This window comes from Nonomuraea sp. NPDC049129, from assembly GCF_040648495.1.
Classification (GTDB): Bacteria; Actinomycetota; Actinomycetes; order Streptosporangiales; family Streptosporangiaceae; genus Nonomuraea.
This window is the reverse complement of record NZ_JBEZDU010000019.1, coordinates 1-16743: the sequence shown is the minus strand read 5'-3', so window position 1 is coordinate 16743 and position 16743 is coordinate 1. Positions and strand designations below refer to the sequence as shown.

Sequence of the window (16743 nt, the reverse complement as noted above, 5' to 3'; positions counted from 1 at the left end):
CCGGGTGACCCGCGCCGGACTGTGCGGCGACCGGAGTCATTCGGTGATGTCACCGCACCCGTCACTTCAGGCCGTCTGTCAGTGCCTTGTCGTACCCCCAGGCGGCCCCATACACCACGAGCAATTTGACAAGCTTCCACAGAACCTGCTTGCGCAGCACCAAAATCCGTTCCTCGATCGAGAGAGCCACTGAACGCGCCTTCAATTCAGCGTAGATCCGGCCGCTTCCGCCGAGCATCCCCGCCACCGTCAGCGCCGCCGAGCTCGTGGCAGCCACGAAGTTGAAGTAGATCCACGCGGTCCAGATGTTGGCCAGAATTCTGAGAATCAACGAAAGACGATGGGCCGAGTTGGCGGCGTCCTGCGAGCCCATGGCGAACTCTTCGACCTTCTGCCCGAAGGCCGCTCGATCCAGCGCCTGCCAACTGGCCGCCGACACACCGTCGTGCCGATCCCGCATGGACTCACCGGAGGCGGACACCTTGCCGCTGATGGCACTCCAGCCGTCCGCCGCCCTGTGCAGCAACTGCGGATCCGCCGGCAGCGTGAGGGCGTGGTGGAGCACGGACCTCTGCATCACCGGCAATATGGCGGCGCAGAAGGCGTATTCGCCGAGCGTCGTCAGCTGCATCCACCGGAGATCGCCGCCCCCGCCGGGCTCGTACGGACTGGGCGTGCCACCCGGAATGGGGAGTTTAAATGCGTCTGACATGCTCGATGCTCTCCACTTCCGCAGTGTCGACGTTCGCGGATGCCGTATACAACTTGTCTTGATGACCGCGCAACGATTGGGCCATGTCGCCCAGCTTCGACTCTGCGGCGGTGACTATTTTGTCGTGCTCTTGGGCGAACGGAAATCCGATCACTCCCAATGCGCCCCAGCCGAGCCGCATATTGTGGGGAAAGCCGCCGGCCTCTTCCAGATGTGACACGGGAGAAGTCCCGCTGGCGTCGTCGACCAGCGCGTCGCCGAGCCTCCTGATTGTTGCCCTGTCGTATATCCGGGCCGACTCATCCGCGCCTGCGCCGGGTGTAGCCGAAGGCAACGCCATCACCATCCGTCCTCGACGGGTTACACGGAGTAACTTTTCGATGATACTTCGGCAAGATCCTATAAGTCGGAAGCTACACACACAGACTTCTGCGCCTTTTGCTCAGCACGGACGCGGCGCCGCCGCGTCCGCCCGAGGCCGGTCAGTCGTTGCCGAGCTCCATCGCGGCGCGGTCGAGCATCTCCTCGTCCTCGGAGACCTCGCCGCGTGAGGCGATGATCTCGGCGCCGCCCTGCGGCATGTCGCCGATCAGCGGGGTCGAGGGCGTCTGGGAGGCGTCGATGAGCGCGGGATGGGTGGGGCCGAGCATGCCGAGACTGGCGTACTGCTCCAGCTTGGCGCGCGAGTCGGCGATGTCGAGGTTGCGCATGGTGAGCTGGCCGATCCGGTCCACCGGACCGAACGCCGAGTCCTCAGTACGCTCCATCGACAGCTTGTCCGGGTGGTAGCTGAAAGCCGGACCGGAGGTGTCGAGGATCGAGTAGTCCTCACCGCGCCGCAGCCGCAGCGTCACCTCGCCGATGACCGCCGTGCCGACCCAGCGCTGCAGCGACTCGCGGACCATGAGCGCCTGCGGGTCGAGCCAGCGGCCCTCGTACATCAGCCTGCCGAGCCGCCGTCCCTCGCTGTGGTAGGTCGCCAGCGTGTCCTCGTTGTGGATCGCGTTGACCAGCCGTTCGTACGCCGCGTGCAGCAGCGCCATCCCGGGCGCCTCGTAGATGCCGCGGCTCTTGGCCTCGATCACCCGGTTCTCGATCTGGTCCGACATGCCCATGCCGTGCCGGCCACCGATCGCGTTGGCCTCCATCACCAGGTCGACCGGAGTGGCGAACTCCTTGCCGTTGATCGTCACCGGGCGGCCCTGGTCGAAGCCGATGGTCACGTCCTCGGTGGGGATCTCGACCATGGGGTCCCAGAACCGCACGCCCATGATCGGGTCCACGGTCTCGATGCCGGTGTCGAGGTGCTCCAGGGTCTTGGCCTCGTGGGTGGCGCCCCAGATGTTGGCGTCGGTCGAGTAGGCCTTCTCGGTGCTGTCGCGATAGGGCAGGCCGTGGGCCAGCAGCCACTCCGACATCTCCTTGCGCCCGCCCAGCTCGGACACGAAGTCGGCGTCGAGCCAGGGCTTGTAGATGCGCAGGTGGGGGTTCGCGAGCAGGCCGTAGCGGTAGAACCGCTCGATGTCGTTGCCCTTGAACGTCGAGCCGTCGCCCCAGATCTGCACGTCGTCCTCGAGCATCGCCCGGACCAGCAGGGTTCCGGTGACCGCCCGGCCCAGCGGGGTGGTGTTGAAGTAGGCCCGCCCGCCCGATCGGATGTGGAACGCGCCGCAGGTCAGCGCGGCCAGGCCCTCCTCGACCAGCGCCGCGCGGCAGTCGACCAGACGCGCGATCTCAGCCCCGTAAGCCGTCGCGCGACCGGGCACCGAGGCGATGTCGGGCTCGTCGTACTGGCCGATGTCGGCGGTGTAGGTGCACGGGACGGCGCCCTTGTCGCGCATCCAGGCGACGGCGACCGAGGTGTCGAGACCACCCGAGAAGGCGATGCCGACCCGCTCGCCGGTGGGCAGGGAGGTGAGAACCTTGGACATGAGACAAGAGTATGCATTGCTTCGCATGATCATGCAAGATTCGGCGCGGGCCGTGGTCTTCGCGTGCAACAGTTTTTGCCCCTCGCTCCTCTCGGAGGTGAAAGAACGACGAAGGGCGAGAACCGTTGGAAGGCGATCCCCGATTCGCAGAGTTCGTCGCAGAACGCGGCGACGCGCTGCTGCGCTACGGCTATGTACTGGCCGGGAACCCCCATGACGCGGCCGACCTGGTCCAGGAGGCGCTGCTGAAGCTCCGTGGCGCCTGGCCGCGATTACGTCTGAAGGAGAACCCGGAGAGCTACGCACGTACCACGATGGCCAGGTTGCACATCGCCAAGTGGCGATTGCGGCGACGTGAGCTGCTCGTCTGGGACCTGCCGGAGCGCGAGCACCACGATCCGCTGCCCAGCGGCGACGAGCGCAGCATGTGGCAGGCGCTGGCCGGGCTGCCACGCAAACAGCGCGCGGTGCTGGTGCTGCGCTACTACGAGCAACTCGACGACGCGGAGATCGCCGCCGTGCTCGGGATATCCCGTGGCACGGTACGCAGCCAGGCCGCCCGCGCGCTGAGCAAGCTGCGCTCCGCCCTGCCGACTGAGCGAAATTCGACGACCGGAGGGAAGGTCCGATGAACGAGGTCGAGGAGACCCTGCGCAGGACGTTCGGTCAGGCGGCCGAGCAGGCGCCCAGACTGCCGGGGATGCTGCCCGAGCGGCTCGAACGGGTTCACCTGCGCAGGAGGCGGCGGTCCCGGATGGCGCTGGCCGCCGCGGCGGTCGTGCTGGTCTCGGGCGGGACGCTGGCCGTAGTGCGTGGCGGCGAGACCACGACGGCCGTACAAGGCGAAGTCGCCTCGCAGGCGCGCGCCGAGACGCCGGCCGAGCCCGTGGAGAAGGTCTGGCCGGAGGCGGTGCTCAAGGTCGCGGGGAAGGGGTACGGCGGGACGGCGTGGCAGCCGGCCGCGGTCATCGACGACCGCACGGTGCTCATGACGACAAGGGATGGATTCGAGAGCACGGCGGCCATCTACGCCTACGACCTCGAGACCGCCGCCCAACGCAAGATCGCCGATGTGCCGCGGCCTGCGGGGACGGTGTCGGTCGCCTCGGACTTCGCCGTGGGCAGCGGCCACGTGGCCTGGTGGACCGCGACGGAGGACTCGGTCGCGCACCTTTGGGCCGTGCCACTGAAGGGCGGCGAGGCGAAGATCGTCGCTGACCAGAAGATCCAGATCGACGACGGCAACAGGATCGACGGGCTCGAGGTGGTCAACGACAAGATCGTTTTCTCGCTGCGCTCGGGCGGAGTCTCCACCGTTCCCCTCGGGGGCGGCACGGTGGAGCCGATCGCGGAGAGCGCCGGAATGCACCTGCTGACCTGGCCGTGGGCCGGCACACCGGGGCCGGGCGGCCAGCCCGAGACGGGCCCAGTGGTCGAACGGAGAGGGGGCCCGCTGTTCGAACGGATCCGGAACCTGGAGACCGGGGAGACCGCCACCGCCGTCGTCCACGCCGGCGAGCAACTCCGCTCGTGTGGCGTGCGCATCTGCCTGGGCACCACCTCGAGCGGCGAGAGCTTCTACCGGCAACGGGACGGCTCACAGGAAAGGAAAGCGATCGGCTACCCTCTCATGCTCGAACCACCGACCCAGGACCGCTTCGCCTTCTCGGCGTACGGCCCGCAGCCCGCGGGTGTCGGACTGTACGACCTGGTCAGCGGCAAGTCGGCCAGCCTGGGCATCAAGCCGGTGGGCAATTCGATCAAGCTGCCGACGGCTGATTCCACTGGAAGAATCCTCAGCTACCCGCTCGGGGACGACCTGTACATGATCGACCTGTCCAAGATCCGGTAGCGTCGCGCGCACCTCAGAAGCGGTCGAGACGGCATTGTCGCCGCCTCGACCGCAGCGGCGAGAATGGTTCAGCCGCCATTTGCTACCCGCGTGTTACCGTCGGGTCATGGTTGGGTCGATCCTCCCGCCGCCTACAGATATCGCCCGCATTCGGCGGAACATTTTCTATGCGGATGCGGTGAGCGTGCTCGTCCTGTTAGGAACAGGGTTCTTCTTTTCGTTGAGCAGGCAGACGGCATTCGAAGGCTACCTATCGGCGGCGACGGGCGTGGTGTCGCAAGCGTGCGCCCCCGTGGCCGCCATCATTCTCCTGTTAGGGCTCTGGTATCGGCCCAGCACCGGTAAATCCCTACTGGACCTCTCCAGTCCCAGCGAGCAGCGCGTCGCGTCGAAGTCGGCGCAGGTAGATCGGGTGGCTCTGGCGCTCTACCGGAAACTGATCGTGCTACGCGTCGCCACCGGGATCGTCATCGTGCAGGCCGCCTTGTACGGCGTGTCGGCTGTGACGCCCTATTGAATAGGGCAATGGACGATTTGAGCGATCGCATCTACACGGCATTCGAACCCCGTATGCCGTCGGCGCTGGAGCAGGCGCTGGAGGTGGTCGAGCGCGACGTTCGCGCCCGAGGAATCACCGGTGCGCTCCGCTTGATCACCCCGGGCGACGGCGCTCTTACTTGGGTGGAGTTCCAGGGCGGCTACCACGGCGCCGGCATTATCGCCGACGGCGACATTAATGACCTGCTCGCTGATGTCGCCGAGGCCGTCCAAGAAACAATCATGGAGCTGACCTGGAAAGTCTGGCCGGTCTGCGCCACGCACGATCGTGGCCTGCATGTCGGCTGCGAACAGGGGATCACCGTATGGCGATGCACCGGCGACGGCTCGCATACTGTCGCGCCGGTCGGTGAACTACCTTGATCGCACGATGATCCGCTACTTCTCCTCGCCAAGACCGAAGGAGACGTCGGCCAGGCGGACCGTCCCGACCTCCGGGTCGTCGAGGAGCTTGCGCAGGTCGGCGAGTTTCCAGCGGTCGACGACGAGCCCGTACACGATACCCTCCTTGGCCGTAGGCGACGAGCCGGTCGGTGGCCATCGGATGCGCGAACTCCACGACCGCGACGGCCTCGAGCGTCTGCGGAAGTCCGTCGATGGTCTTCCGGACCCCCTCGTTGTCGACCTCGGAGTCCGGCTCCACGGAATCGATCGCGTCCTTCAGGCTGCCCACCGGCCCGCCGAGGGAAGGGGCGCGGACGGTGCCGAACAGGTTCTCCACGATTTCGTAATCCGTCCGGCCCGCGCTGGGACCGGCCCGGCGTGGCTCCCCCTGCAGCGTGTAGGACGTCTCCAGCAGCCCTCCGCCGTTGCCGTACCCGTACGACAGGCGTTTGTCCGGGTTCGCGATGCGGGCGGCCGTGCCGTACACCTCGCCGATCCGCGCGTCGTCGGAGGGATCGATGAACACCCACAGGACCCGATCGACGGCGCTGAAGGCCAGGAACAGCGCCGCGGTGACGGCCAGGACCTTGACGAGAGATCTGGCCACGTACGCCCAGTCGGGCTCCCTCGTGTTCAGCACCGCGCGCTCCTGCGATCTAGATCAAATCGGGTAACGCGCACCATAGCCGCCCGTAACCGGGGCGGGCGGGGGAATCAAGCGCCCCCTCAGCTGTGAAAGTGCTGTGCTCAGGGTCGGAGGCCGGCGCGTTTGATGACCCGGATCACGGGCGCGGTCTGGATCTCGCCGATCAGCGGCAGGGTGCCGAGGCGCTCGGTGAGGTATCGGTAGAGGTCTCGGCTGTCGCGGCAGACGATGGAGACGAGGAGGTTGGTCGGTCCGGTGGTGGCGGCGCAGAAGGCGACCTCGGGGTGGGCGGCCACGGCGGCGCCGGTGGCCGCGAGGTGAGTGGGCGGCACACTGGCCCACAGGCGCGTCTCGGTGCGGTAGCCCAGCGCCGCCGCGTTGACGTCGAGGTCGAAACGGAGCAGGTCGGCCGCGCGCAGCAGGTGGATACGGCGGGCGACGGTCGACTCCGACCAGCCGGTCGCGGCGGCGAGCGCGGGGTACGGCGCCCGTCCGTCGACGGCGAGCGCTTCCAGTAGAGGCCGGTCGGCGTCAACCAGGCGGGCAGTGTCGGCTAGGCGGGCAGTGTCGACCAGGCGGGCGGTGTCAAGGTTGTCGTACGTCGGCCGCAAAGCGGCGATCTGGTCGGCAGTGAGCGATCCCGGTCCTTCGAAGCCGTGCCGGGTGGTGCTGAAGACGTTCAGCACGCTGTGCGCGGTCACCGACACCACCGGCGCGGTGCGGTGCAGGCCCTGGAGGATCAACTCATCGCGTTCGTGCGTGGACCATACCTGGAGGCTCGCGCAGATCTCGGTGCCGCCGGAGAGCAGGGCGACCCATCGGGTGTCGCTGCGGCGGGCGAGGGCCTCCGCGACCTGCACGGCGGATCCGGGCTTGCACCGCATCCGCACGACCCATTCCGCGCCGTCGAGACGGCTGGGGTCGACCTCCCCCACCAGGTTGATCACCTTGCTGTCGCGCAGCCGCGCGTAGCGGCGCGCGACCGTCCGGTCGGAGACGCCGATCACCTCGCCGACACGCGCGAACGACGCTCGCGCGTCGAGGTGCAGGGCCTGCAGCAGCTTCCGGTCGACGCTGTCCACTGTGACGGAAGCCATCTTCATGGTGGACATCGTGTCGGATTCTTGCAATGTGGTGGGCTTTGGTGCGCGATACGGCACCCGGCGGCGATCCTCGAGGCACGCCGCTGAGGAGGAATGAGCTGTGAAGGTTGTGCGCTTCGCCCGCTACGGGGGACCGGAGGTCCTGGAGCTCGTCGACGGTGACGCCCCACACGCGCGAGCGGGTCAGATTCGCATCGCCGTACGCGCCGCCGGCGTGAACGGCCTCGAATGGAAGATCCGCCAGGGCCTGCTGCGAGACGTCCGACCGCTGCGGCTGCCCGCCGGGATCGGCGGCGACGCCGCCGGGATCGTCGACGAGGTCGGCGACGGTGTCACCGACGTCCGGGTCGGCGACACCGTGTTCGGCTCCGGCCAGGAGACGTACGCCGAGCACGCCGTACTCACCTCATGGGCGCAGAAACCGCCGGAAGTGTCCTTCGAGGAAGCGGCCGGCTTCGCCACCCCGTTCGAGACCGCCCTGCGGGTCCTCGACGACTCCGGCGTACGCGGCGGGCACACCGTCCTGGTCAACGGCGCCAGCGGCGGCGTCGGATCGGCCGCCGTCCAGTTCGCCGTCGATCGAGGCGCCACCGTCATCGGCATCGCCGGTCCGTCCAACCAGGACTACATCGCCTCGCTGGGCGCCGTCGCCACGACCTTCGGCCCTTACCTCGTCGACCGGGTCCGCGCGCTCGCCCCGAACGGCATCGACGCCGCTCTGGACATCGCCGGCTCCGACATCATCGCCGAACTCATCGAATTGACCGGTGATCCCGCCAGGGTCGTCTCCATCGCCGACTTCAGCGCCCCCGAACTCGGGGCCCGGGTGTCCACCGGCTTCGGCCGGGACAAGACCCACGCCCTACGCGAGGGCGCCCGCCTGGCCGCCGCCGGCCGGCTCACCCTGCCCGTCGCACAGACCTTCCCGCTCGCTCAGGCCGGAGCGGCGCAGGCCGCGAGCGCGACCGGCCATGTCCGGGGCCGCATCATCGTCACCGTGCCTTGATCCCAGAGAGGACGGCAATGACCATCACCCTCATCAACAGTTTCACCGTGCCGCCGGACAAGGAGGAGGAATTCCTCCAGACCTGGCGGAGCACCATCGATCACTTCGCGGGCGCGCCCGGCTTCATCCAGGCCCGCCTGCACCGCAACACCGGCATGAACGACAGCACTTTCCAGTACGTGAACATCGCACTGTGGGAAGACGTCGAGTCCTACCGTGCCGTCTTCCGGAACTTCACCCCAGCCGGGCAGCGCGTACCCGGCGTCAAGGCGTATCCGGGCTTGTTCGAGGTGTGTGCGGAGGTGCACCCTAGCGGGGGTTCTGCGACTACCGAGCGTTCAGCGACTACCGGGGGTTCAGTGACGCGGTGATCGCCATCGTGGTGTAGGCCATGGTGAAGCCGCCGCCGATCGCGTCGATGGCGGCACCGACACCCGCCAGCACCTCGGCCAGTTGGTCCGGTGGGAGTTGGGTGAGCGCGCCGGTGGTGGGCAGCAGGTCGAGCCAGTCGTCGCGGCTGTAGTACCGCTCCCAGTCGAATCGCCACTGCTCCGGCTCGCCGAACTCGGCCGCCTTCCGGATGCCGTCGGCGAACAGGGCGAACATCGCCTGGTAGATGTCCTGGCCCGGCCGCGGCGGTCCGGCGCTGAGCGGCGAGTCGGGCGCCACCTTCCGGAAGACGGTGGCGAACGCCTCCGCGACGAAGGGCGGCGGGTCGTACACGTGCGCGAACACCGCCAGCAGGCCGCCGGGCCGCAGCACCCGCGCCGCCTTGGCGGCGCCCGCTACGGGGTCCACCCAGTGCCAGGACTGCCCGGCGACGACCGCGTCGAAGGTACGGCCGGCGGCGTCCCAGTCCTCGAACGTCGCCACCTCGACCTCAATCCCGGTACGGCGGGCGAACTCGGCCATCCGGACGTCCGGCTCGACACCCAGCACCTTGCACCCGGCCGCCAGGAACTGACGGGCTTCTATGCCGGTGCCGCAGCCGACGTCGACGATGTCACGGCCGGGGCTGGCGGCGATGATCTGCCGCACCAGGGCGTCGGGATAGTCGGGGCGGGCCCGGTCGTAACGTTCGGCGTCGACCCCGAACGACTCCGCCATCTGCCTGGCCTTATGGGGCTCGTTCCGCGAAGGCTCTGGTTGCTCCTGCGATAAAGTGGGCATGCGCCCACCATAGTGGGCGGGCGCCCACTCCGCAATCGGGCAGACGTTCGCGGTGAGCGAAGGGTGGGCGAAGGAGTGCGACAAGGAGGAACGGGCGATGCCGACTGGAGTGGCCCTCCGTGATGTGCGGCAGCAGTTGTTCGACGCCGCCGAGCGCGTCCTGCTCCGGGACGGGGCGCCCGGCCTGACCAGCCGGGCGGTCACGGCGGAGGCGGGCGTCGCCAAAGGTGTCCTGCACAAGCACTTCGAGGACTTCGACGCCTTCCTCGCCGAGCTCGTGCAGGACCGCATCGCCCGGCTCGAAGGCCAGGCCGCCGCCCTTCGCGACTCCGCCGGGACCGGCACCGTCGCCGGCAACCTGATCGGGGCGCTGATGGACCTGTTCGATTCGGTCGCCGTGTCGATAGTCGGTCTCGTCATCTTCCGGGATGAGTTGCGGGCCCGGCTGGCTCAGACCCGGCCGGCTTTCGGCATCCCGGTCCTGACGGATGCCGTGGCCATGATCTCCGCCTACCTGAACGAGGAGTGCGAGCTGGGCCGCATCGCGGCGGACGCCGACGTGGACGCGCTGGCGCTCTCCCTGATCGGAGCCGGGCACATGCTGTTCGCCGGCCGGGACGGGGTCGCGCCGGAGCCGGCGGAAGTCGGCAAGGTGGTGAACGCCGTCATCGCCGATGTCACGCAAAGACGACTGCTATGAGCTGATGCTCACCGGCCGCCGCCCGCGTACCAGGACGATGCCGACCGCGAGCGTCATGGCCAGGCAGACAGGTGTGTAGAGGAACAGGTTCAGCCAATAGAACGGGCTTCCGGTGTCCGTGCCGAGGCCGAAAGCCCACACCACGCCGACAAGCCCTCGTACCAGCACACCGGCGCCCACGGCCATGGTGACCGCCCTGGCCGGCCACCCGCCCCGCCCGCCGGAGGCCGCCGCCACCGACAGGGCCCCCACGCTCAGCACGAGGATGAGCGGCAGCAGCACCCGTGGGGTGAAGGGCACCTCGGCGTTGAGGACGGCCAGCGAGAGCGCGCGGGGGTCGGCGATGGGCCGGACCACCCAGAACAGATGGACGAGTGCGTCGAGAAGCAGGACGGCGGCCGCGAACGCGCCGGGGCGTGAGATGTTCATGCCCTCGAAGAGGCGCTGAACTCGCCAATGGTTCCATGGAACCTTCTGCCCCCGAGCCGCCTCTGGATAGACATCAACTACCACCGGTTGAAGTTGGTGGTTTGCTCTCACGGTCCCGTCTGGCTGAAAGGAGGCCGGTAGCGTGCGGCTGGTTGATAACAGCCCAGCCCGCAACGCCGCGTGCGGCGATGTTGCGGGCCGCGATGTGATCGGCGTGCCCAGCGAGGCCACACCTTGTGCAGACAAACCGGCCCCGCGCCGGCCGATTCGCCCTGCCGATATGCCCGCACCCCGGACACGTCTGCGAGGTGTAGGCGGGGTCGACCAGCACGAAGGCGATCCCGGCGCGGGCGGCCTTGTAGCGGGTGAAGGTGATCTGCTGGGCGAACGCCCAGCTGTGCAGAGTGCGCCGCTGGAACCGATGAGCCCTTACCCGCCCGCGGATGCCCTGCAGATCCTCCAGGGCGATGCCACGACCGGTGCGTTCGGCTTCACGCACCACAAACTTACTGATCTGGTGGTTGAGGTCGGTCATCATCCGGCGCTCACGACCGGACAGACGGCGCAGCACCCGCCGCGCCGCAGACGTGCCCTTCTTCTGCAGCCGTTGGCGTTGGCGGTGTCGCCGCTCCCGCAGGGTGCGGACGTGGCCGTTAGCGCCGATCGGCCCCGGCAAGGCGGGGCCGGGCAGCACCACGCCGTCGCAGGTGACCGCCAGGTTCGCCACCCCTTGATCCACCCCGACAAAGCCGCCGACCGGCTCACGCACCACGGGTTTGGGCAGGGTGAGGGCGACCTGCAGCAGCCACACCCCGCGCCGGCAGATCAGGTCGGCTTCCCCGCGCGGCAGCGTGTCCACGGCTTTGAGGTCTTCTGGCCGACCGGTGTAGGGGACGGTGACGCGGCCGGTGGGAGTCCACAGCGACACCGTCCGGGCGTCACGGTTGAAGCTCATCAGCCGGGCGTCGTACGGGACGGCGCCCTGCGGGCGGAAGATATGGGCGCGTTTCTTGCTGGCGCGCCGGTTGGCATATGCGCCCGCGACCCGGGCGATCGCCCTCACGGCCGCTTGCGCGCCCAGCCCGGCCACCTGCCCGCGCACCTCGTAGTAGGCGAGGCGGTGCAGTTCCACCACAGCGAACGTGCGGTGCTGCCAGGCCAGGCGGGAGACGAGGGTGGCCGCCTGATTGCACACCTGCACTGCTGCGGCCAGCGCGTCGGCCTGGGCCGGGGTGGGCGTGAGCCGCAGTTGCACGATCGTGGGCAGGCCGTGGCGTTTGGTGGCGGAGCGGCGGATCGCCATCGCGCACCTCCTGTCACAGTGTCCTCACTCACCGCACATATTACCGAACGTGACCGAGTCTTTCCATACTGTTTTCGAAAGGAGGGGTGGCGCTTCCTCCCGGCCCTGAAGGACAGGGTCTCCGCGCCACCATTCAGATGAACTGGCCTGTTGCCGACCTGGACCCGGTGCGCCGGCTGCGCGTGCTCGCCGCCGGCGTCCCCGGTGCGCGTGTCGCCGAGCGGATTCTGCCCGACCCCTTGGAGCTGGTCTGGGAGGTGGCGAGCGACTTGGAGCGGGAGTTCGGCACCTTCGAGCCGGACATGCGGAACCTGCGGATCGTCGCGGACGACGGAGGCGGGCGGCTGGTGGCCGAGGCCCGCAGCACGTACGGCATGCGCGCCCGCTTCGACGTCGACCTGCGGCCCGGCTGGTGCTGGATGCAGAGCAGGTTCCTGCTCGTCGGCCTGGCGGCCACCGCCGTTCCGGAAGGCACGCTGGTGGCGCAGACCGGCGGCATCCGCGTGCCCGGACGTAGCGCGCTGGTGCCCCTAGGCGTCAGGAGAGCCGGGGAGAAGGCCCTGGCCCGGCTGGCGACACGGGTCGCCGAGCGTGCCCGATGAGCGCGGCGCTCGTCCGGGCCGCTCAGCGCGGCGACACGATGGCGATGAACGACCTGCTCCGCGAGCTGACGCCGTACCTCGGCCGGATCTGCGGGCCCATCGCGCTCGACAGCGGACAGGACGCGGTCCAGGAGGCGTTGATCGCCGTCTTCCGCAACCTGCGCGCGCTGCGCGAGCCCGACGCGCTGTACGGCTGGGCGCGGGCGATCGCCGTGAGAGAGGCCGTCAGGATCGCCAGGCGCGACAACCGCGTCGGCCCCGCGGAGCCGGGCGACCTGCCGTCGCGGCAGGACGTGGAGAACGCGGTGGACATCCGCGACGTGCTGGAACGGCTCACGCCCGAGCACCGCGCCGTGCTGGTGCTGCGCGATGTCGAAGGGCTCGACGAGGCCACCGCCGCCAGGCTGCTGGCGGTGCCGGTGGGCACGGTCAAGTCCCGGCTGGCGCGGGCCCGGCTGAGCTTCCGCAATGCCTGGCAATCGTGAGCGATTCCCTGAGGGGAATTGTCCGATGTCATGACTCGCCCGGAGGATCCTCACGTAACCGAAGCGGGGGAAAGGACGTGCGATGAGGAGCTATCACCTGCGGCCGGGACGCGGTCTCGCCGGGCTGACCATCGAGGACCGGGACGAGCCCGCGCCGGGGCGCGGGCAGGTCGTGGTCAGGATCCGCGCGAACGGGCTGGGCTATCGCGATCTGATGGTGCTGGCGAACGACTATCCGCTGCCGATCAGGCCCGGCGTCGTACCCGGCTGCGAGGGCGTTGGCGAGGTCGTGGCCGTCGGCGAGGACGTGACCCGGGTCAGGCCGGGCGACCGCGTGGCAGCCACCGTGTTCCCGCGCTGGCAGGACGGGCCCTTCCTGCTGGAGAACGCCGCCCAGCTCGGCACCATGACCGACGGAGTGCTGGCCGAGTACGCGGTGCTGAGCGAGGACGGCGTGGTGCCCATCCCCGAGCACCTGTCGTACGAGGAGGCGGCGGCGCTGCCGCTGGCGGCCGTGACCGCGTGGAACGCGCTGACCTCCGGCAGCGCCCCACGGCCCGGCCAGACCGTGCTGACGCTCGGCTCGGGCGGGGTGTCGCTGTTCACGCTGATGTTCGCCAAGCTGAGCGGCGCCCGGGTGATCATGACGACGTCCGGCCCCGCCAAAGCGGAGCGGCTGCGGAAGCTCGGCGCCGACGAGGTGATCGACTACCGGGCGAACCCGTCATGGTCGGAGGAGGTCCGCGCGCTCACCGACGGCATGGGCGCCGATCGCGTCGTCGACCCGGCGGGGCCGCTGGAGCAGTCGCTGAAGTCGGTGGCGTTCGGCGGCGAGGTGGCGTTCGTCGGTTACCGGCTGTCCGGTGCCGAGGGCGCCCGGCCGGTCGACCCGGCGCTGCTGTTCGGGGCGGGCGCGGTGCTGCGCGGCGTGGCGACCGGCAGCCGCGCCCACTTCCTCCAGGTCAACCACGCGGTCGCCACGCACCGGCTGCGTCCCGTCCTCGACCGGGTGTTCCCGTTCGAGGACGTCCACGAGGCGTACCGCTACTGCGAGGCGGGCGGCGGCTTCGGCAAGATCGTCATCAGCCACGACTGACCGGAGGGCGCCTGTCAGGAGCTGGTGAGGATGACGAGTTGCTGGGTCGCTCGGGTCATCGCGACATAGCGGTCGACCGCGCCTTCGATGCCCTCGCCGAACGCCTCCGGGTCGACGAGGACGACCAGGTCGAACTCCAGCCCCTTCGACAGCTCCGGGGTCAGCGACCGGACGCGGGACGTCGTACGGAAGGTGGGGTCCCCGATGACGCACGCGATCCCGTCGGCGTGTGCGGCGAGCCAGGTGTCGAGGATCGAGCCCAGATCCGAGGCGGATCCGTGGACGACGGGGACGTCACCGCGGCGGATGGAGGTCGGCACGTTGGCGTCCGGGAGCACGGCCCGGATGACCGGCTCGGCTTCCGTCATGATCTCTTCCGGCGTCCGGTAGTTGATGCTCAGGGAGGCCAGGTTGATCCGGTCGAGCCCAATCCGCTCCAGCCGCTCCTGCCACGACTCCGTGAACCCATGCCTGGCCTGGGCGCGGTCCCCGACGATGGTGAAACTCCGGGACGGGCACCGGAGCAGCAGCATCTGCCACTCCGCGTCCGTCAGTTCCTGGGCCTCGTCCACGACGATGTGCGCGAACGGGCCGGCGAGCAGGTCCGGTTCGATGCTGGGCAATGTGGTCTCGTCGACCAGAGAGACCTTCGCGTCCTGTCCGCGCAGCATCGTCACCAGACCTTCACCGTCGTCATCGGCGGCGAGCAGGTTGTCGACGACCATGTCCATCTGCTCACGCTGGGCGGCGAGAGAGGCGTCATGCCGGCGCTTACGGAGCGCCGCCTCCGGGTCGCCGAGCCGCTGCCGTGCCGCGTCCAGGAGCGGCAGGTCGGACACCGTCCACGCCTGGGCGTCCGCGCGCTGCAGCGCTCGCACCTCGTCGGGGCTGAGCCAGGGAGCGCACATCCGCAGGTAGGCGGGTACGGACCACAGGTCCCCGACGAGGTCGGCCGCCTCGATCAGCGGCCACGCCTTGTTGAAGATCGTGAGCAGCTCCCTGTCCCGCAGCAGCGACTTGCGGAGCAGGTCAGCCGAGGCGTCGCCGTCGTGCTTGTCCATCAGGATCGTGAGCAGCTCCTCCCAGATCTGGTCACGCGCCTCGTTGTGCGGAGTGCCGGGATCCGGTGCCTGGAACGCCTCGGCCCAATCCTCGGCGCTCAGCCAGATGTCGGACCAGGGGGTCGTGATCGTCATCCCCTTGGTGGGCGGGTTCTCGTAGAACCGGACGGCCGGTTCGATCGCCTGCGTCAGGTTCGCGGACGACTTCAGGCGGGCCACGTCCGGGTCGGCCTCGATCGCCGCCGCGGCTCCCTCGGCGACGAGGTCCCGCAGGGTGCAGGTCTGCACGCCCTCCTCTCCGAGGCTGGGGAGTACGTCGGCGACGTACGCCAGGTAGGGCTGGTGCGGACCGACGAACAGGACGCCGCCCCGGTGGTGACCGAGGCGAGGGTCGGAGTAGAGCAGGTAGGCGGAGCGGTGCAGGGCGACGACGGTCTTGCCCGTACCCGGACCGCCGTCGACGACGAGAGCGCCCCGGGAGCCGGCGCGGATGATGGCGTCCTGGTCGGCCTGGATGGTGCCGAGCACGTCTCGCATCCGGGCCGACCGGTTGCTGCCCAGGCTGGCTATGAAGGCGGACTGGTCGTCGAGCGCGGCGTGCCCGACCAGCCCGTCCGAGGTGAACACCTCGTCCCAGTAGTCGCTGATCCGGCCGCGGGTCCAGCGATACCGGCGGCGGCTGGCCAGGCCCATCGGGTTGGCGTGGGTGGCTCCGAAGAACGGCTCGGCCGCCGGGGAACGCCAGTCGACCAGCAGTTGACGACCCTGGCTGTCCCTGAGGCCGAGCCGGCCGACGTACACGGGCTCGGGGTCGTCCGCGCTGACCATGTGTCCGAGGCACAGGTCCAAACCGAACCGGCGGAGCGCGCGCAGGCGAGCGGTCAGCCGGTGGATCTCCATGTCCCGGTCCATCGCCGCCCGGCCGATGCCGCCGGGCGCCTTGCGCTCGGCGTCGAGGCGGTCGGACAGGTCGGCGATCGACTGCTCAAGGCTCTCCGCGATGGCCGCGAAGTGTCGCTCATCGCCGGCGATCAGCGCCTGGTCGCCCTTGAGGGCGAGACGGTCGGGAAGGTCGAACGCGCTGGTGGTCAGGGGGTTCACGTAACAAGCTCCGATCTGAGGTCACTGGGGACCCGTTCCTGGCGTTCTGGCCTCGGCCGCTGATTCTGCGGCACGACCCGGGTCTTGCCGCAAGCCCCCCGGTGCGCTATACGTTGAGAGTGGAAAGGTGCGGATAATCCCCTTTCCCCTTCGCGAGGCGGCACATCGCCGCCGCACCCACGGTTCGTCGGAGACTATCTTCAGTCGCGTTCGGCGTTGACAAGTGGGGGCTCCATACGTCATCATGGAAATGCGACCGGAACGCTGGGTCTGCGTAAGCGTGGACAAATTGCATTTGAGCGAGTACGCTCATGCTTCCACGCTGCTTTTCTGACAACCCGCTCCGCTTGCTCACGTTGCGAGGTTGTCTGGCGTGCGTGTAGTCAGTCCGCCGCGAGCCCTCGGAAGGACATCTGTTGGCAGCCTCGCGCAACGCCTCCGCCGTACCCGCTGGTCCCCGTCGCGTCTCTTTTTCGCGCATCCAGGAGCCCCTCGAAGTTCCTGACCTCCTCGCTCTGCAGACCGAGTCGTTCGACTGGCTGCTGGGCAACGAGAAATGGAAGGCCCGGGTTGAGGCGGCTCGTCAGGCCGGGCGCAAGGACGT

The 16743-nt window shown here is 69.0% G+C and carries 20 protein-coding genes; 12 read left to right on the top strand and 8 right to left on the bottom strand.

The features are described from left to right. Nucleotides 1-61: 61 nt before the first annotated feature. The 3 genes from AB0B64_RS42455 to argG form a co-directional block, all read right to left on the bottom strand. Nucleotides 62-631 carry a hypothetical protein gene (locus tag AB0B64_RS42455; protein ID WP_358185345.1) on the bottom strand — a complete coding sequence of 190 codons (570 nt, stop codon included), beginning with the start codon at nucleotides 629-631 and terminating at the stop codon, nucleotides 62-64. A gap of 64 nt (nucleotides 632-695) precedes the next feature. After that, nucleotides 696-1058 (bottom strand): hypothetical protein, encoded by a 363-nt coding sequence (locus AB0B64_RS42450; RefSeq protein WP_357959256.1) that lies wholly within the window; start codon nucleotides 1056-1058, stop codon nucleotides 696-698. Nucleotides 1059-1194: 136 nt separating this feature from the next. Beyond that, a complete protein-coding gene (argG, locus tag AB0B64_RS42445) occupies nucleotides 1195-2643 on the bottom strand; it encodes an argininosuccinate synthase (protein WP_357959259.1) in 1449 nt (482 codons plus the stop codon). 125 nt (nucleotides 2644-2768) lie between these two features. Here argG and AB0B64_RS42440 point away from each other — a divergent pair, with 125 nt between their 5' ends. The 5 genes from AB0B64_RS42440 (at nucleotide 2769) to AB0B64_RS42420 (ending at nucleotide 6111) form a co-directional block, all read left to right on the top strand. Then, on the top strand, nucleotides 2769-3275 hold the full coding sequence (locus AB0B64_RS42440; protein ID WP_358185341.1) for a SigE family RNA polymerase sigma factor: 507 nt from the start codon (nucleotides 2769-2771) through the stop codon (nucleotides 3273-3275). Beyond that, a complete protein-coding gene (locus AB0B64_RS42435; protein ID WP_358185338.1) occupies nucleotides 3272-4495 on the top strand; it encodes a hypothetical protein in 1224 nt (407 codons plus the stop codon). Before AB0B64_RS42440 ends, AB0B64_RS42435 begins: the two co-directional genes overlap by 4 nt. 106 nt (nucleotides 4496-4601) lie before the next feature. Further along, nucleotides 4602-5012, top strand: coding sequence for a hypothetical protein (locus AB0B64_RS42430; RefSeq protein WP_358185335.1), 411 nt, complete (start codon nucleotides 4602-4604; stop codon nucleotides 5010-5012). Nucleotides 5013-5020: 8 nt separating this feature from the next. Then, nucleotides 5021-5416: a hypothetical protein gene (locus AB0B64_RS42425; protein WP_358185331.1), complete on the top strand. Its 396-nt coding sequence runs from the start codon at nucleotides 5021-5023 to the stop codon at nucleotides 5414-5416. A gap of 470 nt (nucleotides 5417-5886) precedes the next feature. Further along, entirely contained in the window at nucleotides 5887-6111 is a 225-nt protein-coding gene (locus AB0B64_RS42420) for a hypothetical protein (RefSeq protein ID WP_358185328.1), read from the top strand. Nucleotides 6112-6184: 73 nt separating this feature from the next. On the opposite strand, the gene AB0B64_RS42415 is transcribed toward AB0B64_RS42420, so the two are convergent. Next, on the bottom strand, nucleotides 6185-7186 hold the full coding sequence (locus AB0B64_RS42415; protein ID WP_357959270.1) for an Lrp/AsnC family transcriptional regulator: 1002 nt from the start codon (nucleotides 7184-7186) through the stop codon (nucleotides 6185-6187). A gap of 100 nt (nucleotides 7187-7286) precedes the next feature. Between AB0B64_RS42415 and AB0B64_RS42410 the strand changes: the two genes are divergently transcribed. Both AB0B64_RS42410 and AB0B64_RS42405 read left to right on the top strand, forming a co-directional pair. Continuing rightward, nucleotides 7287-8192 (top strand): NADP-dependent oxidoreductase, encoded by a 906-nt coding sequence (locus tag AB0B64_RS42410; protein WP_358185325.1) that lies wholly within the window; start codon nucleotides 7287-7289, stop codon nucleotides 8190-8192. A gap of 17 nt (nucleotides 8193-8209) precedes the next feature. Next, nucleotides 8210-8563 carry an antibiotic biosynthesis monooxygenase family protein gene (locus AB0B64_RS42405; RefSeq protein WP_357959276.1) on the top strand — a complete coding sequence of 118 codons (354 nt, stop codon included), beginning with the start codon at nucleotides 8210-8212 and terminating at the stop codon, nucleotides 8561-8563. Here the strand turns inward: AB0B64_RS42405 and AB0B64_RS42400 are convergent. Beyond that, nucleotides 8538-9362, bottom strand: coding sequence for a class I SAM-dependent methyltransferase (locus AB0B64_RS42400; protein WP_358185322.1), 825 nt, complete (start codon nucleotides 9360-9362; stop codon nucleotides 8538-8540). The genes AB0B64_RS42405 and AB0B64_RS42400 overlap by 26 nt on opposite strands. A gap of 97 nt (nucleotides 9363-9459) precedes the next feature. Here AB0B64_RS42400 and AB0B64_RS42395 point away from each other — a divergent pair, with 97 nt between their 5' ends. Further along, the gene (locus tag AB0B64_RS42395) at nucleotides 9460-10062 is read left to right on the top strand and encodes a TetR/AcrR family transcriptional regulator (protein WP_358185318.1); all 603 of its coding nucleotides are present in this window, start codon (nucleotides 9460-9462) and stop codon (nucleotides 10060-10062) included. Here AB0B64_RS42395 and AB0B64_RS42390 read toward each other — a convergent pair. Beyond that, nucleotides 10057-10491 (bottom strand): hypothetical protein, encoded by a 435-nt coding sequence (locus tag AB0B64_RS42390; protein ID WP_357959285.1) that lies wholly within the window; start codon nucleotides 10489-10491, stop codon nucleotides 10057-10059. The two genes, AB0B64_RS42395 and AB0B64_RS42390, sit on opposite strands and share 6 nt — an antisense overlap. Nucleotides 10492-10564: 73 nt before the next feature. Next, a complete protein-coding gene (locus AB0B64_RS42385) occupies nucleotides 10565-11794 on the bottom strand; it encodes a transposase (protein ID WP_358185314.1) in 1230 nt (409 codons plus the stop codon). A gap of 137 nt (nucleotides 11795-11931) precedes the next feature. Between AB0B64_RS42385 and AB0B64_RS42380 the strand changes: the two genes are divergently transcribed. From AB0B64_RS42380 to AB0B64_RS42370, 3 genes are all read left to right on the top strand, one after another. Beyond that, a complete protein-coding gene (locus AB0B64_RS42380; protein ID WP_357959290.1) occupies nucleotides 11932-12396 on the top strand; it encodes a hypothetical protein in 465 nt (154 codons plus the stop codon). Continuing rightward, nucleotides 12393-12881 (top strand): RNA polymerase sigma factor, encoded by a 489-nt coding sequence (locus AB0B64_RS42375; protein WP_357959293.1) that lies wholly within the window; start codon nucleotides 12393-12395, stop codon nucleotides 12879-12881. The genes AB0B64_RS42380 and AB0B64_RS42375 overlap by 4 nt, the downstream gene beginning before the upstream one ends. Nucleotides 12882-12963: 82 nt before the next feature. After that, nucleotides 12964-13977 (top strand): NAD(P)-dependent alcohol dehydrogenase, encoded by a 1014-nt coding sequence (locus AB0B64_RS42370; RefSeq protein ID WP_357959296.1) that lies wholly within the window; start codon nucleotides 12964-12966, stop codon nucleotides 13975-13977. 14 nt (nucleotides 13978-13991) lie between these two features. On the opposite strand, the gene helR is transcribed toward AB0B64_RS42370, so the two are convergent. Beyond that, on the bottom strand, nucleotides 13992-16139 hold the full coding sequence (gene helR, locus AB0B64_RS42365; RefSeq protein ID WP_357959299.1) for an RNA polymerase recycling motor ATPase HelR: 2148 nt from the start codon (nucleotides 16137-16139) through the stop codon (nucleotides 13992-13994). 416 nt (nucleotides 16140-16555) lie between these two features. On the opposite strand from helR, the gene AB0B64_RS42360 reads away from it, so the two are divergent. Beyond that, nucleotides 16556-16743: hypothetical protein (locus AB0B64_RS42360; protein WP_358185310.1), on the top strand; the 188-nt coding region annotated here is incomplete at its 3' end.